We start from the raw sequence: 17,077 nt of genomic DNA on the forward strand, positions 1-17,077 counted from the left end.
GCAATTCTTGCTGTAAATAAACTGCCATCCAGATTCCCTCTACACTCATACTCTATGTGCGAAGGTATTTAAGTAAAGGAGCAGCCGTTCTTATAATGAATCAATAGCTAAACACAGTTTTGCTATGCTAAACACAGTTTTGCTATGCTAAACACAGTTTTGCTATGCGAAACAATGTTTCATTAGACAATTCATTTAACCAAAGTCTGTGTCTATTGTAAACCTTTATAATCATCTAAATACAAACGAGGTTATTTGACCAAAAAATACTGATATAAAATGACTAGATGGTAGCTCTTAATGCATTTTTACCATACTGTAGGCTTGATTATATTTTATATATAAACCCTAAGCGGTTGTCTTGTAAGTCAGCTGACTTAAAGTAGATCCCGTCTAGATTTGCAAATTCGTCACCACATATCTTGGCACCGTTATCTGTTACTCTAAAAATAGGGAAAACCTTTATGACAATATCTAGTGTAGAAAAGTCAGCGGCAGTATCGGTATCTGCCGATATCGCCATCATTGGCGGTAGTGGTCTTTATCAGATGCAAGATTTAACCAATAAACGTAGTGTCAGCATATCGACGCCTTACGGCAAACCCTCTGATGATATTGTCTTAGGTGAATTAAATGGCGTGACGGTCGCCTTTCTAACTCGTCATGGTCAAGGTCACAAGCTCACACCTTCCGAAGTGCCTTATCGTGCCAATATTTATGCACTCAAAACTTTGGGCGTACGTTACGTCATTTCGGTATCGGCAGTGGGCTCATTAAGAGAAGCGCTTAAGCCTTTAGACATGGTCATTCCCGATCAAATGATCGATATGACTAAGCATCGAAACAGCAGTTTTTTTGGGGAAGGTGCAGTGGCACACGTTGCGATGGCTGATCCTTTATGTCCTAAAGTCGCGGATATTCTAACGCGTGCTTATACTCAGGCGCAGATAGCTGAAGGTCAATGTCATGCAAAAGCCACTTATATCTGTATCGAAGGGCCGCAGTTTTCCACTCGTGCAGAGTCACACTGGTATCGCCAAATGAACGCTGACATCATCGGTATGACCAATATGCCAGAGGCTAAGCTTGCTCGTGAAGCGAGTATGGCTTACGCAACGCTAGCATTGGTCACGGACTTTGATAGTTGGCATCCTACCGAAGAGGATGTCAGCGCCGATTATGCGATTCAAAATTTAATGAAAAATGCGGGTAATGCGCAGCAGGTCATCAAAGAAGCGGTTGCTTTGTTAGCTGCTGAACAACCTAAATCAATTGCTCATAATGCTTTAGCACAAGCATTAGTCACGCCTGTTGAGGCGATGAGTAAAGAGACTAAAACCAGACTTTCAGCATTATTGCCTTAGCCATACCAGTTTATGATTATCAAAAAGCCAGAATGTTAAGGCATTCTCAATTCTCAATAACTTTATAACCATCAAGCCAGCCATTTGGCAAGTACCGCAAATCTTCAGGCTCATCGATATCAGGCAAAGGTTCTAACAACGCTACAGACCAGCTCAATTCTGCCAAGCGCTGTTGAGTAACCTTTGCGACGCTCGCCGTACTCCATTCGATATTGCTAAATAAACGATCAGCAACTTGCTTAAAACCAAACAACACATAACCACCATCAAAAGCGGGAATCATGACGCTATCTTGTGTTTCTAACTGCTGGGCAGCTTGTCGAATACGAATGGTTGTAAGACTAGGACAGTCCGTACCTATCAAGATAACGTGCTCGAAACGTGCTAATGCTTGCTGACTGGCGGTTAACATACGCAAACCCAAATCACCATCTGCTTGTGCTGACCAATACAGCGAGTCAGGCAAATTAAGCAGTTGCCAGCATGGATCAGTTGGCGCAAGACTGACACATAGCTCAACCGTGAAGCCAGTAGCGACGGCTTGTTCTATACTATGCAATAGTAGTTTATGCGCCATTTGCGCGGCACCTTCAATACCAAGCGCCGGTTGCAAGCGCGTTTTTGCCATGCCCTGTGCGGGGAACTTGGCGAAGAGAATAATGCAAGTTTGTTGGTTTTGATTCATGGTAAGAGTTTGTTCATTTATTTATAATAACGCGCTTTGATATTATCAGCTGATACGCCGCGCCAATAATCAAAACGTAGATGCCACATCAAAATAATCGTCTGCCAAGTGCCATGCTGTTGCCAGCGTCTTGCTGATGTGATGACTTTACCTTTTAAACAAGCAGGCTTAGTAATACCTTTTATTTGCTTGCATAATTCAACATCTTCCATCAACGCTTGGTTAGGATAATTACCGATTCGCTCAAATAAAGACTGGCTAATAAAAATGGCTTGGTCACCTGTCGCGATTCCGCTCAACCGTGAGCGCCAATTAATCATTTGACTGACCAATCGCAGTGTCGGTTGATGACTGGCTATTTGCACATCAAAACGTCCCCACTCTGCCCGTTTCATCGCTTCAGAAACACTCTCTATAGCATCCATTGGCAATTGCGTATCGGCATGCAAAAACAGTAATACATCGCTAGTTGCTAACGCTGCGCCTGTATTCATTTGCAGCGCGCGCCCTGCTTTAGACTCAGTCATTTGCCAATCAATTTTACGATCATTATCAGGCATTACCTTATTAATAAAACTTTGGATTATGGCAATAGAATTATCTGTTGAACCACCATCGACCAATATCACTTGTTGCGGTTTCGGATTTAGCCTATTGATATTATCAAACAATAAAGGCAAATTATCTGCCTCATTGAGCACTGGAATAATGATAGAAACCGTCGCCATAGCCGTCATAGTTAGCAGTACTCTTACTTGTTGTTACCATTATTTATTATTAAGGCTCCAATTATAATCGGTATAACCAATCTTCACTTTTCCTGCTTTTAGCTCAGCCGTTTGCGACTTACTAAGCCCTAAAGACGAGCTGTAACGAGCCAAAAACCCTTCTAAATCATTAGTACTACGCCAGTTGGTTTCAAAGTCTTCTTTATACCATTTAAAAATTGGTGATATCTCTAACGTATTACCTTTGAGACGGTTACGACTGCTATCCGCGAGGAATTTACTCGTCACTTGCTCTAATTGTTTATCTAATTTACTACTTGTAAAAGCATCATTCAACAATGCTGGACAGCCGATGCTCGCACAGTTCACCGCAAAGTGAATACGCGGTTCGTTATAGCGTTTGGAGCCACGAATTAGATTGTGCTCGATGTCATCAAGTGAACGCTTTTTGCCCAATAGCGTGACGAAATCCTGTTTCCATGGCGAACCAAATATTCCGCCAATATCTTTAATCGACTTGATGTTAGGGTACTTGGTCAAAACCAGTTCTACGGTACCAGCATTATAGACATTGATCAAAAATGCTAATTGCTCATCTTTGCGCCAACCATTAAACTCTGATTGACTGACTTTGCTAGTTGCTGCCATGTAGCTATCAAGCTTGCTTTGATCCGCTTTCATACCGTTGTAATTAACGACTGAGGCTTTGCCACCATTGGTCATGGTGACGTTTTTATTAAGTAAGCTATCCCAAGTGCTGTGATTAAAATCCGCATAACTTGCCATACTGGCTAACAGGATAGAAGTGGTCACTGCCGTTTTGATTAATAAACCACTGCTTAAAAAAAGGCTTTTACTATTAAGTCTTGTACTATTAAATACTGACATGATTGACTCCGGTTAAATCGAGGATATTTCTTCTATCGTCTGATCTGTTGTCTCTTCTTCTAACGCACCACCGCAGCTACTTCCTTGCCCTGCCGTACAGCCATAGCAATGATCTGCAATGGCAATGTTATCGCCAGCAGGATTTTGCGTTAACAAATCGCTTAGATGCAGACGGGACTTGTTGGACACTGGAATCTCTAATTGCTGGTTAAAATCACAATCAAACAACTCTCCTAACCAATTAACGCTGATGGTCGATCGGCACATGACTTCGGTTAAATTGGCGGCCACATAATTGGCTTTGAGCAAATCCATATAGGGATGGAATTGGTTTTTAGCCAATAGCACCGCACCAAAACGCTGAATGGGCATATTGGTCAAGGCAAATAACTGATGAAACTCGATATCAAAATGCGCTTTTAACTCGCGCTTATAATCTGCTTCAAGCTGCTGTTGATTGGGTGGCAGCGTCGCACCTTGCGGATTATAGACAAGGTTCAGCGTGAGCTCTGACCCTTTCTTGCCGTAGCCAAGCGCATTGAGTTTATGCAATCCCAATATACTGTCATCAAATGCGCCTTTACCGCGCTGCTTATCGACATTTTCTAATGAATAACATGGCAGAGAAGCCACTACTTCGACCGCATTGTCTGCCAAAAACTGTGCCATGTCCTCAAAGCCTTCTTCCATCAGGATAGTCAGATTACAGCGATCAATTACTGTTACACCCAAGGCACGTGCGGCTGTAACCAAATACTTAAAGTCTTCATGCATCTCAGGCGCACCGCCCGTTAAATCAAGCGTCTCGATATTTTGTGCTTGTAAGACTTCTAGAATCAACTCAACAAGCTCACGCGACATCATCTCTGTGCGGTAAGGACTGGCAGCCACATGACAATGCACACAAGACATATTGCATAAGTAACCCATATTGACCTGTAGCGTGGTTAACTCACGACGTTTGAGCGCTGGGAAATCCGTGTGCTCGAGTAATTCGATAGTTGATTTCATAATGGTATAAAACCCCGTTGGTAGCACCTCTAAAGCAAAAAGGATGACGCAAAAATAAAAGGTTAAAAAAGACAAATTCACACGCAAGCAATTGCTTTTTATGACTATTTCATAAAATTATCATCTCATTTCCAGTCTTGTCACTTTACGTTTTATCTAATTAATCATACCTGATTGTGAAACGGTATTGACAACTAATATCGTGATTTTCATCTTTTATGCCAAATGAGCATGACGTCTCGTAGGATGTCATACAGCACTTGTCAATTTGGCTTTTAAGATATTATATTCAGCAGATTTATAGATCGACCTTCTCATCCAATTGGCAATGCCACAGTTGTCAGTGCAAAACTCTTAAATAGCATTGACCGCACAAGGCTTTATCGCTAAATTGGTTGCAACATTCCTATCTTTTAAAACAACATTCACTGATAAAATATGAATACTTTTAGAATATAGAAAGCCCACCACGTACCAATGCTTATGACACACGGATGTAAGCATCAAATCACCTTTAAGGATAACGTAATGAATATGAGCACATTACTAAAACCAACTGTACTGAGCATTGGATTAATGAGTGTCATAGGTTGCACTACCATGCAGACTGCGCCCAAGGATATGAGCAACTCAGCAACTGTCTATTACAATGGCAACATCATCACGATGGAGGGCGATCAGCCACAAATGGCTGAAGCCTTAGTCACCCAAGCGGGCAAGATTGCCTATGTGGGCAATTTACAAGAGGCGCAATCGAAATATAAAAATGCCGCGCAGATTAATCTACAAGATAAAACCTTATTACCCAGCTTTATCGATCCGCACAGTCATTTTGATATGGTGTCAAACACCATGGGTCAGGTCAATCTCAACCCGCCGCCCATCGGTCAAGTCGATAGTATTCCTAAAATGATGCAAACGCTAGAAGAGTATAAAGTGGACAATAACATTGCTGATGGCGACTGGATATTTGGTTGGGGTTATGATGAAACTCAGCTGGCTGAGGGACGTCATCCGACCAAAAGCGAAATTGATAAAGTATTGCCAAACAACCCAGTGTATTTACAACACACAAGTGGTCACATGGGCGTCGCAAATAGCAAGGCGCTGGCCATGATGAACATCACTGCTGACAGTAAAAATCCAGCAGGCGGTAATATTGCTCGAATTAAAGGCTCTAATGAACCAAACGGTCTCGTACAAGAAACGGCGATGTATCCGTTCGTGCGTAATATGCTAAAAGTGTTAGCGCCGAATCAGGGCAAATTCTTTGAGCAGACGCAAGAGTATTATGCAAAGAATGGCATAACGACGGCACACAATGGCTCAACGGCTCGAAACACTATTCAGTTTTTTCAAAAACAAGCCGATGCAGGCAAACTTAAAATTGACTTGGTCGCACTGGCAGGAGTGAGTGACTTAGATGAGAATTTGGCTGATAAAAACTTCGTATGGAAAACCTATCAAAATGGTTTTAAAGTACAGGGTACCAAAATCGTTGCAGATGGCTCGCCACAAGGCAAGACCGCCTATTTTAGCCAACCTTATCTCACACCAGTTCCAGATTGCGAAAAGGACTGCCGCGGTTTACCAAGTGTCAGCCAAAATGAGCTGAACGAGATGTTTGTCAAAGCCTATGCTCGCGACAATCAGCTCTTTATTCATAATAATGGTGATGGCGCAACCGATATGCTCATCAAGGCACACGAGTATGCGGTCAAAAAGACTGGTCAAGCAGCTGATAAAGATCGCCGTACTGTGCCCATTCATGCTCAATTTGCCCGACCTGATCAGCTAGCCGCATTCAAAAAATACAATATGGTGCCGTCCTTCTTTACCAACCATACTTACTTTTGGGGAGATGTACACGTTAAAAACTTAGGTAAAAAACGTGCCGACTTTTCAAGCCCGCTTGCCACTGCTGATAGAATGGGACTTAAATACACCAATCACTCTGATGACACAGTGACACCTGTCGATCCGCTATTTACAGTCTGGTCAGCAGTCAATCGCACTTCGCGCTCAGGTAAAATCATTGGTAAAAATGAGCGAGCGACGCCGTATCAAGCGTTAAAAGCCATTACCAGCAATGCCGCTTATGAGTATTTTGAAGAAGACAGCAAAGGCACTTTGACGCCAGGGAAACTGGCTGATTTGGTTATCTTGGACGCCAACCCATTAACCATAGAGGCAAGCAAGCTCAAAGACATCAAAGTCATCACAACCATTAAAGAAGGTCAAACGATTTACCAACGTCCAGTACAATAGCTCATGGTAAGCGCCGTATAATAAGCCAAATTTTAGCAGGTGATTTCAAATCATCATGCCTGCTATTCATTAAGATGATGAACCATTAAAGCTATTTATTAAAAACATTCATTAAAACTGTTTAAGGAACCCTATATGAGTACCAACACCGATACAGGTAACGACCACATTCTCTCCTCAGATAATATTCATTACTTGCATCATGATTTTTTTGAACCAAGCCATGAAAACACAGCCGTAAAAGCCACGTTACTGATTGTCCACGGTATGGCAGAGCATAGCGGACGTTACGCAGACTTCGCTCAGTTTTTAGCGGATAATGGTATCGCAGTGGCAACTTATGACCATTTGGGACATGGAAAGACCGTCAAAACATCAGCAGATTTAGGTTTTTTTGGTGAAGAGCATCCGGTACAGTCCCTGCTAAAAGACGTCATTGTCATGGCAGATAGCTTAAAAAATCGCCATCCTGACGTGCCACACTTTGTAATGGGTCATTCTATGGGCTCGTTTATTGTGCGTAATGTCCTAAAGCACCATGCACACAATTTCACAGGTGCTATTTTGATGGGTACAGCAGATGCCAACCCCTTGACTAAAGTGCTACTGCCAGTCAATAAAGTACTGGCAAAAGTAGCCCCTAAAAAACCAAATGCAATGTTTGCCAAGGTGATGAATAAAGTCTTGAATAGTAAGCTTGAAGATCGCATCTCTTCATCAGAATTTGCATGGTTAACTGAAAACCCTGCCGCCATTGAAGCCTATGAAGCAGATCCCTTAACGGGCTTTGATTTCACCAATAATGGCTTTATGACATTATTTTTTCTGATGGAAACTGGCTTAAACAAAGGCTGGGCAATGACTATTCCAAAAAACTTCCCGATGCTATTTATCAGTGGCGAAGATGATCCTATTGGAGATATGGGCAACGGCATCCGCAAAATTGTCACGCGCTTAAACAAGCAAAATTTCAGTCAAGTAGATATCCAACTCTATCCAAACATGCGTCATGAGCCTTTGCATGAAAAAGACCACCAAACCGTTTATGAAGATATCTTAGAATGGATAGAAAGCCATAGCTCAGACAATTAACCGCAGCGCTCATCTTGGCAGTTAACTCGTTTGCTAAAAGTCGCCAAATTAGCGACAATACGGCAAGCAAGTTTTTACGCCAAGTCATGCGAGTTATTTCACGATAATATATGCTTTACCTTCCACTAACTTTAGGAACCTTTATGTCATTACAACAAACCATCGAACAAGCCTTTGAAAAACGCAACGAATACAGCCCAAGCACGATGCCACAGGACGTGCGTGATGCTATTAATCAAGTGCTTGAGCAACTAGATAACGGCACATTGCGCGTTGCAGAAAAAAAGGATGGCGAATGGGTCGTCAATCAGTGGGCAAAAAAAGCCGTCTTGCTCTCTTTTCGCTTAAACGACAACTATGTTCAGGCAGCGGGCGAACATGTGCAATTCTATGACAAAGTGCCGACTAAATTTGCCAACTGGACCGAAGCACAGTTCAAAGAATCAGGCGTGCGTGTAGTACCACCCGCTGTTGCTCGTAAAGGCTCGTTCATCGCAGCAGGCGCGGTATTGATGCCGTCGTATGTCAACATCGGCGCGTATGTCGATCAAGGCGCGATGGTAGATACGTGGGCGACCGTGGGTTCATGTGCCCAAATTGGTAAAAATGTGCATTTATCAGGTGGCGTTGGTATCGGCGGCGTATTAGAGCCATTACAAGCGAATCCAACTATCATTGAGGACAACTGCTTCATCGGTGCACGTTCTGAAATCGTTGAAGGCGTAATCGTCGAAGAAGGTGCTGTTATCTCGATGGGTGTATTTATTGGTCAATCAACGCGCATTTATGATCGCGAAACGGGTGAGATTCATCGTGGCCGTGTACCAGCAGGCTCTGTTGTCGTACCGGGTAGCTTGCCGTCAGAAGATGGTACGCATAGCTTATATGCTGCTATCATCGTCAAAAAAGTCGATGCACAAACCCGCGCTAAAACATCAGTCAATGAGTTATTACGTTTAGCTTAGTATTTTTAATACTTAGAGTCTCGTACCCAAACCGTACGGACAGCGACAGATCCTCCTTATTAAAGACGCTGAAGAAAACTTCAGCGTCTTTTTTGCAGCTTAATAGAGGGTGGTGCGTTATAATCCCTTTTTTTGGTTTGGCTTTATCCAAACGCAAAACGCCCATACCAGAACTTGCCTTTTTATTATCATTGATAAATGCCTCATCCCATTAGCAATCTTTAACTGTATTTGACATATTATGAGTGAATCACTATTACGCACCGCCGCCATTCCTGTCACTGATCCTGAAGCGGGTCTACGTTTGACAGAAATTTTTTATTCTTTGCAAGGTGAAGCGCTGACCTCAGGCTTGCCAACGATATTTGTACGCTTGACTGGCTGTCCACTTCGCTGTGTCTATTGCGATACTGAATACGCCTTTACTGGCGGCGAGCGGCAGTCGCTAGAAACCATTATAGAGACCATCAAAAGCTATCCTTGCAAGCGTATTTGTCTGACTGGCGGCGAGCCTTTAGCTCAGCCGAACGCCATTGAGCTAATGAAGCGCTTACTGAGCGACGGTTATGAAATCTCGCTTGAAACCGCAGGCGCGCTCACGGTAGCAAACGTGCCAAAAGCGGTCAGTAAAGTCATGGATCTCAAAACGCCAAGCTCAGGCGAAGTCGATAAGAATCTATGGTCAAATCTCGACCACCTCACTCAGCATGACCAAATTAAATTTGTCATTATGAATCGTGAAGATTACGACTGGGCGAAAACCAAGCTGTCTGAGCATAAATTAAATGAATTGGTCGATACGGTTTGGTTCTCTCCGATGTTTAATGTCGCAGAGGATATCGACGAGGAAGTCAGCCCCGATGTACCTGTGTTGGCGCGCGAACTTGCAGAATGGATGTTGGCTGACGCGCTGCCCGTACGCTTCCAATTGCAACTGCATAAAATCATCTGGGCAGATGCTAAAGGAAAATAATAGTCTAATTATCTGAATGGATATTCAACATAAATAGCGACCCAAGGATAGGAATATAGGTATGGTCAAACTCATTTTATTGGGCTTATTATCGGGGGCATTTTTTAGCTCGACGTTTGTGTTAAACGAAGTTATGAGTGCGGCTGGTGGGCATTGGTTTTGGTCAGCTAGCCTTCGCTATGCATTTATGTGGCTAATACTCACGGCTATTATAATTATGCAGCATGGTTTTGGGCGTATTACGGAGCTGATGACTATATTCCGTCAACATTGGGGCTTTTGGTGTATTACGGGCAGTATTGGTTTTGGAATTTTTTATACAGGAATCTGTTACGCGGCTGATCATGTCGCAGGCTGGGTAGTCGCCGCGACCTTTATGTTTACAGTGGTTGCAAGCCTACTCGTTTTGCTAGCATTCGGACAACGTTTTGATAAAAAATTCATTGCATATGCGTTATTAGTATTTGCTGGCGTGGTACTGGTCAATATCAGTGAAGGACTGCATGCCGCTTCTTTGCTAGATGCTGATGCAGTGCCCATGAAAGATATGCTGCTTTATGGTGCCGTGCCTGCCCTAATAGCCGCCTTTAGCTATCCCATTGGTAACCAGTTGGTTTGGCAGGTATCTTACAATGCGCGCAAGCGTAGTGCCGAGCCTACCAGCACTCAAAAAATTGATATCCAAGCCAACGAGATTAGTAAAAAAACCACCTCACTTATTACAGAAGCACCTGCGTTGTCAGCTGATATGACTTATACGGCGGACGCGGTCGATTCCTTAAACCTTAACCACTCTGCTCAAACCTTACCGAGCTCTTTGCTGCAAACTTTAATCGCACGTATACCTGCTATCAAAACTACCCTCCTACAAAATGCCTTTAACAAAGTATGGTTAATGACCTTGGGCAGTCTGCCATTTTGGTTGGTTTTGGGTCTTGTCGTTCATCCGGATTTGCCTGATACTAAGCAGGTATTCAATACCTTACTTGTGGCTCTATTGGCAGGCGTGGCGGCAACCAGTATCTTTTTATATGCCCGTGAAAAAGCGGAAACTTCAAGCGAAGTGGCTGGGGTTGATGCTACTCAGGCAAGTGAAGTGATATTTGCCTTAATTGGCGGTATGCTATTGCTCAATAATACCCTGCCATCAGCGATGGGCTTAATAGGTATTGCTCTGATTATCGTTGGGCTTATTCTATTTGCAAAAGATGGCTAAACTACTACCTAAAATTAGGTTCACTCTATTTAAATTATTGATATAAACAACTTCAAAACTAACCTAGTCCAGCACAGCCAATCTATTTTGATGGCCATTATATTGGTAATATAATCATGGTTAATGATTTAATTTTTCCTGATATTTTATTATATTTATTAGATATGGTTGGTGTGATTGCTTGTGCGATCGCAGGTACACTGCTGGCACAGCACAAAGGTTTTGATATTGCTGGCTGTATCTTGGTTGCGATGGTCAATGCTATCGGCGGCGGTACACTACGTGATATGGCGCTAGACCGTCATCCGCTCTTTTGGATGACTGACCTCAATTATGTGATCGTCATCACAGTGACATCGCTTATTTTACAAATATTCTTTCATCTGTATCATAAGATTGATAAGGCATTGAAGCTGTTTGATGCCATTGGGTTGGCGGCTTTTAGCGTGATTGGTTTTAAGATAGCATTGACACAAGATATGTCAGCTATTATCGCTATTATGATGGGGGTTTGGACGGCTATTATTGGTGGTCTGCTACGCGATATCATCTGTAATGAGATACCACTGTTACTTCAACGCGAGATTTATATCTCTGCTAGTATTGTAGGTTCGATCACTTATCTGCTGCTTGACCGTTTGGGTGTAGATGCTGGATTGAATGAATTTGTTATGCTGGGCGTTATCTTTGCTGTACGGATGCTAGCATTGCGTTTTGATTGGCACCTGCCTTCTATACGTTTGGTGAAATAAGACCGATATATATGGTTTAAACACTAGGGCGTGTCCTCAATTCAATCGTTTACTTTCTAAATGGCCTAAAAATAGCTAAATTTTGCCAAACATCGTCAAATAGCTTCTTAATATCTCGATATTATTTGCACTACTTTCCTTGTTTGACGGCAATTTATCTCATCTTTATCACCATTTTTGAAATGAGAACACGCCCTAAGCTCTACTGTATTGGCTAAAAATAATCAGACAATCATCATACACACTTAGTGAGACTTGCTCATGCTGGCTATCGCATTGAACCCTTCAGCACTAATCACTACGTTTGACCCACGCTCTCTCATTTATCTTTTTGATATGATTGGTATTATCGCTTGTAGTATTTCAGGCACGATATTGGCAAAACATAAAAATTTCGATGTTTTTGGTTGTTTACTGGTATCTATTGTCACCGCTATCGGTGGTGGCACTGTGCGTGATGTCATTTTAGATCGCCATCCACTATTTTGGATGGTGGATATGAGCTACCTGACTGTTATTACCATCTCTTCATTAGTGATGCAAATATTCTTTCACCCCAACTCTAAACGCGTTAATAAGTTCCTCAAACTCTCAGATACTATTGGACTATCAGTTTTTACCTTAATCGGTATCAAGGTTGCCGATAGTATGGGTGCAAATGTGCCCGTGGCATTATTACTTGGGGTGATCACCATTATTGTCGGCGGTATTATCCGCGATATGATCTGCAATGAGATTCCGCTGGTGTTGCAGCAAGAGATTTATATTTCGGCAGCTTTGGCTGGCGGCATCCTCTATTTTGCACTACACAATCTGGGTGTGACAGCTTGGATTGCTGACATCGCTACTATGAGTACGATTTTTACCTTACGCATGCTCGCCATTCGTTATGACTGGCAGTTTCCAACCATCGAATGGAAATACTAAAAAAGCGTCAACCTTAAACAAAGTCGACGCTATATTTGCTACTGATTGAGTATCCTACAATAGGATAATGCCATCATTCCTGTATGACTGCTAAATCCCTTACCATCAACTGTAGACTTTGTTTGCCGTTCCACTCGTTGATGTCTAGCTGAAATAATACATGCACTTTTTCCGCACGATAATCCCATATCTCGCTATCAAAGTTAAAATAAATTGCTTCAATCGAATATTGCACATCAGGGTAACGCAGCGACAGTTTAAGGTGCTTGTCTTTTAATATCTTAAAACTTAACACTTCAAAGACCCCATCAAATATTGGCGTTGCAAAGCCATGACCCCAAATATTAGCGTCAGCTAAGTGTTCAGCAAACCACAAGCTAAAATCACTCGCCTGCAACGCGCCATCAGTGAATTTTTGCTCTGCAAACACCTCATTATCCATCTGTGCCATGACGTCATTAAAAGCCATAACAAACCCATCAAAGTTACGGCGTTTGATCGTTAAGCCTGCTGCCATCGCATGACCACCAAAATGACTGATTAAATCAGGATGGCGCTCGGCAACCTGCTCAATCGCATCACGAATGTGCACGCCAGCGATAGAACGCGCCGAGCCTTTGATAGGGTCATCTTCAGCGGTACGCTCTGTATCCGCGGGCGCAAAGACGATACTTGGCAAATAATGACTTTCTTTTAACCGTCCAGCGACGATGCCGATGACGCCTTGATGCCAATCATCTTGGTATAAAACGATACTGCGTTTACGATTATTATTCGTCTTTTTCTCAGATCTATTTTGAACAATAACATCCCCGCTTTCATGGTTATCCGCCGTAGCCTCATCGTCCATGTCTGTATCCGCAGCGGCTAATGTCTGTACGATGTTATCCGCTTGCGCGCGCATCTCACCTTCTACCTGCCGACGCGTCCGGTTTAACTGCTCAAGCTCTTGCGCCAAACGCTGCGCCGTACTCCAGTCATCCGTCAACAAACACTCAATACCGATGCGCATATTGTCCATACGACCAGCGGCATTGATACGAGGTCCTAAGACAAACCCAAAATCTTGTGCCTGCAACTGCTTAGAATCTCGCCCTGCTTGTTCAAGAAGTGCCAAGATACCGAGCGAGCAGCGCCCTTGGCGGATAGCCGCCAGTCCATGATGCACTAAAATGCGATTGTTTTTATCAAGCACCCCAACGTCAGCAATCGTCCCTAATGCCACCAAATCCAAATATTGACTCACTTGCACGGTAGATTTACCAGCTTCGCGGCGCAGCTTGGCCAAGCGTCCCAGCACATAAAATGCCACGCCCACCCCTACGAGCGCTTTACTGCTAAAGTGACAATCAAGCTGATTGGGATTAACCACAGCCTCCGCAGGCGGTGTTTCTTTAGTCGTCAAATGATGATCAGTAATAATCACAGTGATGCCATCGGCTTGCGCACGAGCCACGCCTTCATGGCTTGAGATACCATTATCAACAGTCACTATCACCTCAGGATGATACTTCTCAATACCCAATTCGACAATTTCTGGTGTCAAACCATAGCCATACTTAAAACGGTCGGGCACTAAAAAGTCAACGACTGCGCCCATTTTTGTGAGCGCACGCATCATCAATGCGGTACTGGTCGCACCATCACAGTCAAAATCACCCACGATAAGGATACGCTGACCGGCATCGATGGCGACGTCTAATAGACGCACTGCTTCGGTGACACCATGCAGCATTTCGGCTGGCAATAGCGCAGAGAGTTGCGTCTCTAGCTCATCAGGTCGAGTAATGCCGCGACCTGCGTATAAGCGGGCAAGCGTCAATGATTGGGCGGCAAGTGGTTGCAGCGCGGCGGGCAACTCGTCGATGCGAGTGCTGGTATAACGGGGGGTTAAATTTAGCATGTGCATATTCTACTGGCTTTGGCAGAGGGTCACAATGACAATTTTTGGTGGCTTGGTTTATCGTTTTTTGTTGCAGCACATTGTGATAAGCCATATTTTCATACTAGCATAGAGCAAATAATTCATACTCTGTGCATATAGTATGAATAATATTTCATTTACAAAAACGGTGCATAGCGACTGCATTTTTCTGCATTTTGCTACAAAGCAATGATTGTATGCCGCTCAGAAATCCATAAAATGGTAAGCAACTGAGATACTTGCTATCTATTGAGATTTGATTTTTTATTTTAACCATTTATAAGGATGCTTTATGAAAACCACACCACTGGCTGAAAAGTTACCAAATACCATTGACCCTAGCTTGGATCTTGAACAAGTAAAAAAAGAATGTCAAAAGCTGGTTAAAAAACGCGCCAAATATTCTGCTGGTGTTGCCATCGTTCCTGTACCATTTTTTGATGTCGCAGTAGATGCAGGTATGCTTACTCAACTATTACCTGACATTAGCGAGCGATTTGGCTTACTTGAAGATCGTAAGGCGGCAGTTGATTTAGAATCACGAGCCATTCATTGGGGTGCATTAAAAGATCGTACTGTCGATTTTGCAGGGTTGATGGCGACACGTGGTATTGTTAAAAAGACCGTACAAGGCTTTGGTGGTCGTATCGCTGCCAAACAAGTAACGAAATTTATCCCATTAGGGGGTCAAATGGTTGCTGCTACAATGGGCTATATGATTTTCAAAAAAATCGCCAATGATCACATCAATGAGTGCTACAAGCTCGCAAAAGATATTCAGCAAAAGCAACACGGTAAAAATGTCTAAAACAGTTAAAAAACCGACATCAACTTTATAAGATAAAACCAGCTAAGAGCCATTGCCTTAGCTGGTTTTTTTATGCTGAGCTACGTATATATGGGTTTAATTTTTCAATTTAATAATAGCCTTTTTCATAATACATCTCTAACTCAGAATACTCTATGTCACTAATTATAATAATGTTATCTGCATAAGGACGATACTTTCTAACCATTATTTTTGCCGCTGGTTTGTTCTTTATGAAAATGACGCCATCTTTGAGCCGAACATCGTTATCAAAACTAAATCCATCTCCCATGACTTTTGATGTAGAGCCTTTCCAATGACACTGCTGTACGTGATAATCAGACATCACATATACACTTCTTATAAAAAAAAGGCTGAGTGTCAAAGCAATTAAAAGACAGGGTATTGATAGCTTTTTATCCATTGAATCTCTAATTGAATTTAGGAAACCTATTTTGATGAAATAAATATTCCTGTCCATGCATGTTTCATGATATCTCGATGCATAGCATTAACAGTGGAAAATAATAAACACGCTACCCAAATATAGCAATACTTCATGAATATTTCACCTCTCTCAGTTAATGAACTCGTTAAAGTAAGATAAATTTTATTCTTGGATTATGGTATGCCAAACTTTAGCGTAGATAGTTATGAGCTAACCTCAACACTGATACTGCTACTAGGTTGCATCATGCTTTTCATTGCCTGTATTTCTGCAGCATTCAATAACAGTTTTGACGGCTTTTCATGGAAGCACATCAACACATGGTTATTTATCGTCGGTAGTTTACTAATGATTACTGGATATATTGGTTATAAAGTCTACGCTTATTATCATCCTCATGCTTGGCTGGATTAACATAAAAAGTGGCTTGATTTTGCTTAAGTAAGCATTGATAGTGTTATTAACGTATTTTGCTGATAATATACGACTTACTCAGGACGAGAATAAATTTCGACTGGCAAATATTAATTGCTATCAAATATATGCTTCAAAAGCTCATAAAAACCTCAAAGGAAAATTCTGTGAAAAAACTTCTAGCTTCGACCGCTATGCTTGCCACTCTTGCTCTAGCTGGCTGTACATCGACAGGTACTGGCACGACTACAGGCACTACTGCTAGCACAGCCATGACGACTGCAAGTAGTATTGGTATGAATATATTTACATCAGCCATTGATACACAATGCCGCAGCGAAATCGAAAAACAAAGTGCATGGCAGGTTGCTAGTATTGCGATGACTGATGCTCAGGAAGAAACTGTTAAAACCAACGTCTGTGGCTGCGTCAGTGAGCAAGCGCCGCAGCAAGTGACACTCGTTGAATTGGGCAATGCTGCTATCGATTCGCAATATCGCACACAGCTGGTCACGAAAGTCGTCGCAAAATCTCTACAAAGTTGCTATACCAGTTTTATGAAATAAAATATGATATATCTACTGATTTGTAGTAGATATAGTTGCATAACATTC

General features: G+C 42.4%; 17 protein-coding genes. 11 read left to right on the forward strand and 6 right to left on the reverse strand.

Annotated features, from left to right (window positions below; genetic code table 11):
• Positions 1-464: 464 nt before the first annotated feature.
• Positions 465-1,364, forward strand: coding sequence for an S-methyl-5'-thioadenosine phosphorylase (gene mtnP, locus C8D84_RS00200; RefSeq protein ID WP_109589171.1), 900 nt, complete (start codon positions 465-467; stop codon positions 1,362-1,364).
• Between the two features lie 46 nt (positions 1,365-1,410).
• On the opposite strand, the gene C8D84_RS00205 is transcribed toward mtnP, so the two are convergent.
• Genes C8D84_RS00205 through arsS form a run of 4 tightly spaced genes read right to left on the reverse strand, consistent with a single transcriptional unit; the run spans position 1,411 to position 4,676 of the window.
• On the reverse strand, positions 1,411-2,049 hold the full coding sequence (locus C8D84_RS00205; RefSeq protein WP_109589173.1) for a TIGR04282 family arsenosugar biosynthesis glycosyltransferase: 639 nt from the start codon (positions 2,047-2,049) through the stop codon (positions 1,411-1,413).
• A gap of 17 nt (positions 2,050-2,066) precedes the next feature.
• Positions 2,067-2,786 carry a TIGR04283 family arsenosugar biosynthesis glycosyltransferase gene (locus C8D84_RS00210; protein WP_109589174.1) on the reverse strand — a complete coding sequence of 240 codons (720 nt, stop codon included), beginning with the start codon at positions 2,784-2,786 and terminating at the stop codon, positions 2,067-2,069.
• Positions 2,787-2,816: 30 nt separating this feature from the next.
• On the reverse strand, positions 2,817-3,665 hold the full coding sequence (locus C8D84_RS00215; RefSeq protein ID WP_109589176.1) for a DUF547 domain-containing protein: 849 nt from the start codon (positions 3,663-3,665) through the stop codon (positions 2,817-2,819).
• Positions 3,666-3,677: 12 nt separating this feature from the next.
• On the reverse strand, positions 3,678-4,676 hold the full coding sequence (arsS, locus tag C8D84_RS00220; protein WP_109589609.1) for an arsenosugar biosynthesis radical SAM (seleno)protein ArsS: 999 nt from the start codon (positions 4,674-4,676) through the stop codon (positions 3,678-3,680).
• 534 nt (positions 4,677-5,210) lie between these two features.
• Between arsS and C8D84_RS00225 the strand changes: the two genes are divergently transcribed.
• The 7 genes from C8D84_RS00225 to C8D84_RS00260 all read left to right on the forward strand — a co-directional run bounded on the left by C8D84_RS00225 (position 5,211) and on the right by C8D84_RS00260 (position 12,869).
• Positions 5,211-6,944, forward strand: coding sequence for an amidohydrolase (locus C8D84_RS00225; RefSeq protein ID WP_109589611.1), 1,734 nt, complete (start codon positions 5,211-5,213; stop codon positions 6,942-6,944).
• 135 nt (positions 6,945-7,079) lie between these two features.
• On the forward strand, positions 7,080-8,036 hold the full coding sequence (locus tag C8D84_RS00230) for an alpha/beta fold hydrolase (RefSeq protein WP_060491476.1): 957 nt from the start codon (positions 7,080-7,082) through the stop codon (positions 8,034-8,036).
• Between the two features lie 143 nt (positions 8,037-8,179).
• Positions 8,180-9,001 carry a 2,3,4,5-tetrahydropyridine-2,6-dicarboxylate N-succinyltransferase gene (gene dapD / locus C8D84_RS00235; RefSeq protein WP_060491477.1) on the forward strand — a complete coding sequence of 274 codons (822 nt, stop codon included), beginning with the start codon at positions 8,180-8,182 and terminating at the stop codon, positions 8,999-9,001.
• Positions 9,002-9,242: 241 nt separating this feature from the next.
• The gene (queE, locus tag C8D84_RS00245) at positions 9,243-9,974 is read left to right on the forward strand and encodes a 7-carboxy-7-deazaguanine synthase QueE (RefSeq protein WP_109589178.1); all 732 of its coding nucleotides are present in this window, start codon (positions 9,243-9,245) and stop codon (positions 9,972-9,974) included.
• Between the two features lie 61 nt (positions 9,975-10,035).
• Positions 10,036-11,190 (forward strand): multidrug resistance efflux transporter family protein, encoded by a 1,155-nt coding sequence (locus C8D84_RS00250; RefSeq protein ID WP_109589180.1) that lies wholly within the window; start codon positions 10,036-10,038, stop codon positions 11,188-11,190.
• 116 nt (positions 11,191-11,306) lie between these two features.
• A complete protein-coding gene (locus C8D84_RS00255; protein ID WP_109589182.1) occupies positions 11,307-11,942 on the forward strand; it encodes a trimeric intracellular cation channel family protein in 636 nt (211 codons plus the stop codon).
• A 261-nt stretch (positions 11,943-12,203) separates the two neighbouring features.
• Complete coding sequence (locus C8D84_RS00260) at positions 12,204-12,869, forward strand: trimeric intracellular cation channel family protein (RefSeq protein WP_045445303.1); 666 nt, start codon at positions 12,204-12,206, stop codon at positions 12,867-12,869.
• A gap of 73 nt (positions 12,870-12,942) precedes the next feature.
• On the opposite strand, the gene recJ is transcribed toward C8D84_RS00260, so the two are convergent.
• Complete coding sequence (gene recJ, locus C8D84_RS00265) at positions 12,943-14,772, reverse strand: single-stranded-DNA-specific exonuclease RecJ (protein WP_109589613.1); 1,830 nt, start codon at positions 14,770-14,772, stop codon at positions 12,943-12,945.
• A gap of 313 nt (positions 14,773-15,085) precedes the next feature.
• Between recJ and C8D84_RS00270 the strand changes: the two genes are divergently transcribed.
• A complete protein-coding gene (locus C8D84_RS00270) occupies positions 15,086-15,601 on the forward strand; it encodes a hypothetical protein (RefSeq protein ID WP_055123847.1) in 516 nt (171 codons plus the stop codon).
• A 109-nt stretch (positions 15,602-15,710) separates the two neighbouring features.
• Here the strand turns inward: C8D84_RS00270 and C8D84_RS00275 are convergent, their stop codons facing one another.
• A complete protein-coding gene (locus C8D84_RS00275; RefSeq protein WP_146192875.1) occupies positions 15,711-16,025 on the reverse strand; it encodes a hypothetical protein in 315 nt (104 codons plus the stop codon).
• Positions 16,026-16,229: 204 nt separating this feature from the next.
• On the opposite strand from C8D84_RS00275, the gene C8D84_RS00280 reads away from it, so the two are divergent.
• Both C8D84_RS00280 and C8D84_RS00285 read left to right on the forward strand, forming a co-directional pair.
• Complete coding sequence (locus C8D84_RS00280; protein WP_109589187.1) at positions 16,230-16,463, forward strand: hypothetical protein; 234 nt, start codon at positions 16,230-16,232, stop codon at positions 16,461-16,463.
• Between the two features lie 167 nt (positions 16,464-16,630).
• The gene (locus tag C8D84_RS00285) at positions 16,631-17,029 is read left to right on the forward strand and encodes a hypothetical protein (protein ID WP_109589189.1); all 399 of its coding nucleotides are present in this window, start codon (positions 16,631-16,633) and stop codon (positions 17,027-17,029) included.
• Positions 17,030-17,077: the final 48 nt, after the last annotated feature.

This window comes from Psychrobacter immobilis (assembly GCF_003148585.1).
GTDB lineage: Bacteria > Pseudomonadota > Gammaproteobacteria > Pseudomonadales > Moraxellaceae > Psychrobacter > Psychrobacter immobilis.

Excerpts from the sequence above, each read along its gene's own strand:
- mtnP (WP_109589171.1), top strand. The coding sequence starts at position 465 with ATGACAATATCTAGTGTAGAAAAGTCAGCGGCAGTATCGGTATCTGCC.
- C8D84_RS00205 (WP_109589173.1), bottom strand. The coding sequence starts at position 2,049 with ATGAATCAAAACCAACAAACTTGCATTATTCTCTTCGCCAAGTTCCCC.
- C8D84_RS00210 (WP_109589174.1), bottom strand. The coding sequence starts at position 2,786 with ATGACGGCTATGGCGACGGTTTCTATCATTATTCCAGTGCTCAATGAG.
- C8D84_RS00215 (WP_109589176.1), bottom strand. The coding sequence starts at position 3,665 with ATGTCAGTATTTAATAGTACAAGACTTAATAGTAAAAGCCTTTTTTTA.
- arsS (WP_109589609.1), bottom strand. The coding sequence starts at position 4,676 with ATGAAATCAACTATCGAATTACTCGAGCACACGGATTTCCCAGCGCTC.
- C8D84_RS00225 (WP_109589611.1), top strand. The coding sequence starts at position 5,211 with ATGAGCACATTACTAAAACCAACTGTACTGAGCATTGGATTAATGAGT.
- C8D84_RS00230 (WP_060491476.1), top strand. The coding sequence starts at position 7,080 with ATGAGTACCAACACCGATACAGGTAACGACCACATTCTCTCCTCAGAT.
- dapD (WP_060491477.1), top strand. The coding sequence starts at position 8,180 with ATGTCATTACAACAAACCATCGAACAAGCCTTTGAAAAACGCAACGAA.
- queE (WP_109589178.1), top strand. The coding sequence starts at position 9,243 with ATGAGTGAATCACTATTACGCACCGCCGCCATTCCTGTCACTGATCCT.
- C8D84_RS00250 (WP_109589180.1), top strand. The coding sequence starts at position 10,036 with ATGGTCAAACTCATTTTATTGGGCTTATTATCGGGGGCATTTTTTAGC.
- C8D84_RS00255 (WP_109589182.1), top strand. The coding sequence starts at position 11,307 with ATGGTTAATGATTTAATTTTTCCTGATATTTTATTATATTTATTAGAT.
- C8D84_RS00260 (WP_045445303.1), top strand. The coding sequence starts at position 12,204 with ATGCTGGCTATCGCATTGAACCCTTCAGCACTAATCACTACGTTTGAC.
- recJ (WP_109589613.1), bottom strand. The coding sequence starts at position 14,772 with ATGCTAAATTTAACCCCCCGTTATACCAGCACTCGCATCGACGAGTTG.
- C8D84_RS00270 (WP_055123847.1), top strand. The coding sequence starts at position 15,086 with ATGAAAACCACACCACTGGCTGAAAAGTTACCAAATACCATTGACCCT.
- C8D84_RS00275 (WP_146192875.1), bottom strand. The coding sequence starts at position 16,025 with ATGGATAAAAAGCTATCAATACCCTGTCTTTTAATTGCTTTGACACTC.
- C8D84_RS00280 (WP_109589187.1), top strand. The coding sequence starts at position 16,230 with ATGCCAAACTTTAGCGTAGATAGTTATGAGCTAACCTCAACACTGATA.